This is a genomic window from Pseudoxanthomonas beigongshangi (genome assembly GCF_016820515.1).
GTDB classification, from domain to species: Bacteria; Pseudomonadota; Gammaproteobacteria; order Xanthomonadales; family Xanthomonadaceae; genus Pseudoxanthomonas_A; species Pseudoxanthomonas_A beigongshangi.
Genome location: NZ_JADHDV010000054.1, coordinates 1 through 5,422, shown reverse-complemented (window position 1 = coordinate 5,422; position 5,422 = coordinate 1). Strand labels below are relative to the sequence as shown.

The 5,422-nt window shown below is 69.7% G+C and carries 6 protein-coding genes; all 6 read right to left on the bottom strand.

What is annotated here, in order from left to right; translation table 11 throughout:
- Positions 1-398: GGDEF domain-containing protein (locus tag IQ458_RS19335; RefSeq protein WP_203323827.1), on the bottom strand; the 398-nt coding region annotated here is incomplete at its 3' end.
- Positions 399-400: 2 nt separating this feature from the next.
- On the bottom strand, positions 401-1,060 hold the full coding sequence (locus IQ458_RS19330; protein ID WP_203323826.1) for a sensor histidine kinase: 660 nt from the start codon (positions 1,058-1,060) through the stop codon (positions 401-403).
- Positions 1,061-1,198: 138 nt separating this feature from the next.
- A complete protein-coding gene (locus IQ458_RS19325) occupies positions 1,199-2,389 on the bottom strand; it encodes a methyl-accepting chemotaxis protein (RefSeq protein WP_183637020.1) in 1,191 nt (396 codons plus the stop codon).
- A gap of 138 nt (positions 2,390-2,527) precedes the next feature.
- Positions 2,528-3,601 (bottom strand): protein-glutamate methylesterase/protein-glutamine glutaminase, encoded by a 1,074-nt coding sequence (locus IQ458_RS19320; protein WP_192198990.1) that lies wholly within the window; start codon positions 3,599-3,601, stop codon positions 2,528-2,530.
- A complete protein-coding gene (gene cheD / locus IQ458_RS19315; protein ID WP_183637014.1) occupies positions 3,601-4,203 on the bottom strand; it encodes a chemoreceptor glutamine deamidase CheD in 603 nt (200 codons plus the stop codon). Before cheD ends, IQ458_RS19320 begins: the two co-directional genes overlap by 1 nt.
- Entirely contained in the window at positions 4,200-5,084 is an 885-nt protein-coding gene (locus tag IQ458_RS19310) for a CheR family methyltransferase (protein ID WP_203323825.1), read from the bottom strand. The genes cheD and IQ458_RS19310 overlap by 4 nt, the downstream gene beginning before the upstream one ends.
- Positions 5,085-5,422 lie beyond the last annotated feature (338 nt).

Sequence of the window (5,422 nt, the reverse complement as noted above, 5' to 3'; positions counted from 1 at the left end):
GGGCACAGCGCCATGCCGACGGTGGCGGTGAGGAACAGCGTATAGGGCAGCACCGCCATCGGCAGTTCGACCTGATCGCGCACGAATGCGCCGAACGCATCCGGCGACGGCACCTGGGGCAGCCGCGGCATGGCGACGATGAACTCGTCGCTGCCCTGGCGCCAGACCCGCGCCTCCGGGCCCAACTGGGTGGACAGGTGCTGGCCGAGCAGCAGCAGCGCCTGGTCGCCGACATCGGCGCCCATGTTCTCGTTGATGGAGCGGAAGTGATCGATGTCGACGTGCAGCAGCATCAGCGGCGTGCCGCCCTGCACGGCGGACTCGACCATGGCCTGAAGATCCGGATCCAGCGCGCCAAGGCGGGCGATCGATGGCGGCGCGACGGGGTAGGCGGACATGCTCAAGCGTCCGCCATCGTGGCGGGCAGTTCCACCCGCAGGCGCATTCCGGCCTGTGCCTCGCCGGGCAGATGGAGCGCGAGGCCGGCGGCGGTGGCACGCGATTGCAGCAGGGCGGCAGTCAGCGGATCCGGCGTGGGACCGTCGTGGTGGACTTCCAGCACGGCGAAACCGGCGCGCGCGGCGGACAGCCGCAGTTCCAGCGAGGCTAGCGTGGGCAGCGGCAGCAGCAGATCCTGCACCAGGCGGAACGCGGCCAGTTCGAGCGCCGCGTCCGCGCGTGGCGCCGGATCGGCCAGTCGCAGTCGCGGCACCAGGCCCCAGCGGGCCTGCCAGCGCTCGGCTTCGCCACGCAGCGAGGCGGCCAATCCGAGGGTGTCGATCTGCGGAGGGCGCAGATCCGCGTAGAGGTCGCGCAGGCGGGCGACGGTGTCGTCGGCGATGCGCACGATGTCGGCCAGATCCTGGCGACGCTGGATGGCGTCGTCCTCGTCGCCGGCCAGGTGGGCGGACATCTTGATCGCCGACAGCGCCTGGCCGATTTCGTTGTGCAGGGCCCGGGCGACGACACGGCGCTCGGCTTCCTGGCGCGCGTACAGCTCGCGCAGGGCGTCGGCGGGGATGGATGGCGTATCGGGGGCGGCGGGTGTGCGGGCCGTCATTGGCAACGGTCAGGTGGACAACCGCGCCAGTATGCCAGTTGCCCGCCGGACCGGCGCGGCGGATACGACGACGCCGGCACCGCGGAGGCGGTACCGGCGTCGCGGAAAACGGATGTGTCGGAACGTATTCGTTAAAAATCAGAACAGTTCGACGGTGCCCGCGCCCATGTTCTGCTGCGCCACCGGCTTGTGCGGCGGGCGTTCCCATTCGCTGCGGCGGTCGCGCAGGCGGCTGCCGATATGGCGCAGGGCCGAGAGCAGCTCCTGGTCCATGACGCCGCCACTGCGATGCAACAGTTCCTGCAGGGCCAGGGCTTCCTGGTTGATGGTGGTCAGGCGGTCCAGGTGGGTGACCGCGCTGCCCAGCGACTGGGTGGCGATGTCCTCGAACTGCAGGGCGCGCACCGCCTCGGCCACGCTCAGGTCGATGGCATGGCCGCACTGGGAGATCTCGCGCATGCCGTCGCCCAGCGAGGCGTTGATGGCGGCGACCTGGGTCAGCATGTTGGCCGCTTCACCGCGGGCCTCGCGGGACCGGTCGAGATCGCGCGAGGCCATGTGCGAGACGGTCTCGCGGACCTTGGCGATGGCGTCCTTGGAGCTGTGGGCCAGTTTGCGAATCTGCTCGTTGAACGCGGTCGAGCGTTCGGACAGGTTGCGCACCTCGTCGGCGACCACCGCGAAGCCGCGACCGGCTTCGCCGGCGCGGGCGGCTTCGATGGCGGCGTTGAGCGCCAGCAGGTTGGTCTGGTCGGCGATCGACTTGACGTCCTCCAGCAGCGAGAAGATGCCGTCCAGGTGCTGGGCCATCTCGTCGATGTGGTGCACGGTGGTGGTGCTCTGGCCGCTGACCTGCTCGAGCGCTTCCACCAGTTGCTCCATGCGCTGGCTGGCGTGCTGGGCGAAGCGGGCCACGTCCACCCCGGCGCGGTCGCCGTCGCCGGCGCGGTCGACGATGCGCGACACCGCCAGGCTCTGCTCGCGGGACTTGCGCATCATCGCGTCGAAGCTTTCGCCCAGGCCGCCGACCGCGTCGCGGATCAGGCCACGCGCGCGGTCGATCTCGGCGCGAGAGCCATCGATTTCATTGCCGACGAAGCGACGCAGTTCGTTCAGCAGGCTGTCCTGCTCGCGCAGGATGCTGGTGTGCTCCGCGCTGGGTTTCTGCGCGCCCCACACCGACAGGAAGGCGAACAGCAGCCAGGCCAGCGTCATCGTGGTCAGGATGGCCCATTGGACCGCACCGGGCCAGTCGAAGGCGACCGACAGCGGGAACACCAGCGTCAGGATCAAGGGAGCGGCAAGACGAACCAGGATGCGCGAATACATGGGTGCTCTCTGCTGAATCACGGTATGGATATCGGCCATGGGGGATGGCTCTTTAGCGTTCGTCGCGGCAATGCGCGATGCGCGGGGAAAACTGTGACCTGGGTGGAGATCCGCCGGGAAAACGGCGGAAACGGGTGGTCAGCGCGATTGCGCGGACAGTTGCACCAGGCGTTCGGCGACGGCGTCGAGCGGTACGGTCTCGCTGGCCGCGCCCAGCCGCACGGCCGCGCCGGGCATGCCCCAGACCACGCTGGTGGCTTCGTCCTGGACGAAGGTCGGAGCGCCGGCCTGGGCGATTTCCAGCAGGCCGCGCGCGCCGTCGTCGCCCATGCCGGTGAGGATCACGCCGATGGCGTTGTCGCCGGCGGCGTGCGCCACCGAACGGAACAGCACGTCCACCGCCGGCTTGTGCCGGTTGACCGGCGGGCCGTCGTCGATCCGGCAGCGCCAGCGCGCGCCGTCGCGGATCACCCGCAGGTGGCGCCCGCCGGGCGGCAGGTAGGCGTGGCCGGGCAGGATCGCCTCGCCGTCGCCGGCTTCGCGCACGGCCATCGCCGAATGCCGATCCAGGCGTTCGGCGAAGGCGCGGCTGAAGCCGGCCGGGATGTGCTGGGTCATGACGATCGCCGGGGCGTCGGCGGGCATCTGCTCCAGCACCACCCGCAACGCCTCGGTGCCGCCGGCGGAGGCGCCGATGGCGATCAGGCGATCGGTGGTCTGGAAACGCAGCGCCCGCGCAGGCTGCGCGGCGGGCAGCACCGCGTCGGCGCTCTGGCGCACGCTGGCCGGGCGCGCCAGCGGGCGCACCTTGGCGCGCGCCGCGGCCTTGACCTTGGCGATGATTTCGTCGGCGTAGGACTCCAGTCCGCGGACCACGTCGAGTTTGGGTTTGGAGACGAAGTCCACCGCGCCCAGCGCCAGCGCCTGTAGGGTGGTGTCGGCACCGCGCTCGGTCAGCGAGGAGATCATCACCACCGGCAGCGGACGCAGCCGCATCAGGTTTTCCAGGAACGCCAGCCCGTCCATGCGCGGCATTTCCACGTCCAGGGTGATCACGTCCGGATTCAGGCGCTTGATCTTGTCGCGCGCGATCAGCGGATCGCTGGCCGAGCCGACCACCTCGATGCCGGCGTCGCTGGACAGGATCTCGGTGAGCATCTGCCGTACGACGGCCGAGTCGTCGACGATCAGGACCTTGCAGGGCGCACCCATCAGAACAGCTCCACGCCACCGCTGACCGGCGTGCGCGACAGGCGGGCGCGGGCGGCGGACTCGGCGGCGGCCACTTCGGCGTCGTGGGCGTGCGGCAGGCGCTGCACCACCACCCGGCCGGTGGCGGGGAAGAACCAGACCTTGCGCGGATGGATGCCGCACAGGTCCTCGGCGACCACCGGGATGCGTTCGATGTCCAGGTAGCGGCGGACGAACTCGGCGTTGCGGGTTCCGACCGGATTGCTGGTGAATCCCTTCAGCACATTGGCGCCGCCGAACACCTTGGCCTCCAGGCGCGCGCGGCTCGCGCCGCGCTTGAGCAGGTCGTTGATCAGCAATTCCATGGCGAAGCTGCCGTAGCGCGAAGGAGCGCCATCGTTGGCCTGGCCGTCGGGCAACAGGAAGTGGTTCATGCCGCCCAGCTTGAGCAGCGGATCCCGGATGCAGGCGGCCACGCAGGAGCCGAGCACGGTGACCAGCGCGGTGTCGTCATCGACCACCAGGTACTGGGTGGGCAGCAGCTTGGCGGCCGGGGTCTGGAAGCGGGCGTCGTGGTAGCGCAGCACGCTGCCGTCGGCGAAGGCGAGGGCGGCGGCGCTCATCCGCGTGCCCCGGCGCGGCGGTACAGGGTGCGCCCGCACGGCTGGATGATGTCGGCGGCGTGCAGGTAGTTTTCGGAATGGCCGGTATAGAGCATGCCGTCGTCGGCCAGGTGCGGCACCAGCCGCGACAGGATGCCGCGCTGGGTCGGCTTGTCGAAATAGATCATCACGTTGCGGCAGAAGATCGCGGTGTACGGACCTTCCACGTCGTAGCGCGGCGCCAGCAGGTTGAGCGGGCGGAACTCGATCAGTTGGCGCAGGGCCGGATGGATGCGGCAATGGCCTTCATTCGGGCCGGTGCCGCGCTGGAAGTAACGGCGACGCAGGCCGTCGTCCAGCCCGGCGATGCGTTCCAGCGGATAGATGCCGCGCCCGCCGGTCGCCAGCACCTGGGTGTCCACGTCGGTGGCGAGGATGCGCACCGGCGGCGCCATCGTGCCGAAGGCCTCGCACGCGGTGATGGCGATGGAGTAGGGCTCCTCGCCGGTCGAGGCCGCGCATGACCACAGCCGCAGCGTGCCCGCGCCGCTGCGGCGTTCCAGTTCATCGCGCAGGCGATCGAAATGATGCGGTTCGCGGAAGAACGAGGTCAGATTGGTGGTCAGCGCGTTGGTGAACGCCTGCCATTCGTCGCCACCGTCGCTTTCCAGCTGATCCAGGTATTCGCGGAAGCTGCGCAAGCCGAGCGCGCGCAGGCGCCGCGAGAGCCGTCCGTAGACCATGTCGCGCTTGCCGTCGGCGAGGGCGATGCCCGCGCGCTGGCGGATCAGATCGCAGATGCGGCGGAAATCGCGATCGCCGAACTCGAACTCGCGCCCATGCGCGCGCGGGAGTTCGTCATCGTGCGTGGCGGTGTCGCGGGAACGGAGCGGGGCGGACATGGAGGACTCGTCGTAGCGCCGAGCTTGCTCGGCTGAAGGGAGAGCGGATGGGGCGGTGTTTCGCGTTCGGTGGAGCAAATCCCCCTCAAGCCCCTTCNCCCCTTCTTCGCTTTCAACAGCCGCATGGCTGGTCAAGGGGGAGGCGTAGAGCCGAGCTTGCTCGGCTGTCGGGATGTTGAGCCGATGGGGACATCGTGGAGCGGAGCAAGCTCCGCTCCGTGGATCAGAACTCCTGCCAATCGTCTCCTTCGGTGGCGAGCGCCGCTTCCACGATCGCGGCAGGGGTCTGACGCGATGAGGTGGATCCCATCCGGGCAGGAGCGACCTCCGGCCGCGAG